1 pseudogene is annotated in these 1,177 nt (G+C 68.6%); it reads right to left on the bottom strand.

Annotated elements, in window-relative coordinates:
- Positions 1 to 1,177: pseudogene (locus tag KBY47_RS36150) on the bottom strand (alpha-1,4-glucan--maltose-1-phosphate maltosyltransferase); the annotation flags it as partial.

Genomic DNA, 1,177 nt, shown 5'->3' on the forward strand with positions numbered 1-1,177 from the left:
CGGATGGTGTTGAGGCGGGTGATGAGGGGGGTGATGGTGCGGCCCTCGTGTTCGGCCGTGTCCCAGTCGCGTGGTTTGAGCTGGTACTTCTCGGAGTCGAGGTATTCCTCGCTGCCCTCTTTGAGGGGGGTGTTCTCGCAGAGTTCGTAGCCGGAGTAGATCCCCCAGGTGGGGGAGAGGGTGGCGGCGAGGACGGCGCGGGCCTCGAAGGCGGGACGGTGGCCGTGCTGGAGGTAGGCGTGCAGGATGTCGGGGGTGTTGGTGAAGAGGTTGGGCCGCATGTAGGCGGCGGCGTCCCCGGACAGCTCGGTCAGGTACTCGGTGAGTTCCTGTTTGGTGTTGCGCCAGGTGAAGTAGGTGTAGGACTGCTGGAAGCCGACTTGCGCGAGGGTGTGCATCATCGCCGGCCGGGTGAACGCCTCGGCCAGGAAGATCACGTCGGGGTCGGTGCGGTTGATGTCGGCGATCACGCGTTCCCAGAACACCACCGGTTTGGTGTGGGGGTTGTCGACGCGGAAGATGCGCACGCCGTGGTCCATCCAGAAGCGCAGTACCCGCAGGGTTTCGGTGACCAGGCCGTCCATGTCGGCGTCGAAGGCGATGGGGTAGATGTCCTGGTACTTCTTCGGGGGGTTCTCGGCGTGGGCGATGGTGCCGTCGGGGCGGTGGTGGAACCACTCGGGGTGTTTGTGGACCCAGGGGTGGTCGGGTGAGCACTGCAGCGCGAAGTCCAGCGCCACCTCCAGGCCGTGCCCGGCGGCTTCCCGGACGAACCAGGTGAAGTCCTCCAGGGTGCCGAGCTGGGGGTGGACGGTGTCGTGGCCGCCTTCGGGGGAGCCGATGGCCCAGGGGACGCCGACGTCGTCGGGGCCGGGGGAGAGGGTGTTGTTGCGGCCCTTGCGGTGGGTGGTGCCGATGGGGTGGACGGGGGGCAGGTAGACGACGTCGAAGCCCATCGCGGCGATCGCGGGCAGGCGGCGGGCGGCGGTGCGGAAGGTGCCGTGGGGCTGTTCGGGGGTGCCCTCGGAGCGGGGGAAGAACTCGTACCAGGCGCCGTACAGGGCACGTTCCCGTTCCACCAGCAGCGGCATCTCCTCCGAGACGGTCACCAGGTCCCGCAACGGGTAGCGGGCCAGCACCGCGTCCACCTCCGGCGTCAACGCCGCCGCCAGACGGG

Origin of the sequence: Streptomyces sp. B93 (genome assembly GCF_018070565.1) — a bacterium.
Lineage (GTDB): Bacteria > Actinomycetota > Actinomycetes > Streptomycetales > Streptomycetaceae > Streptomyces.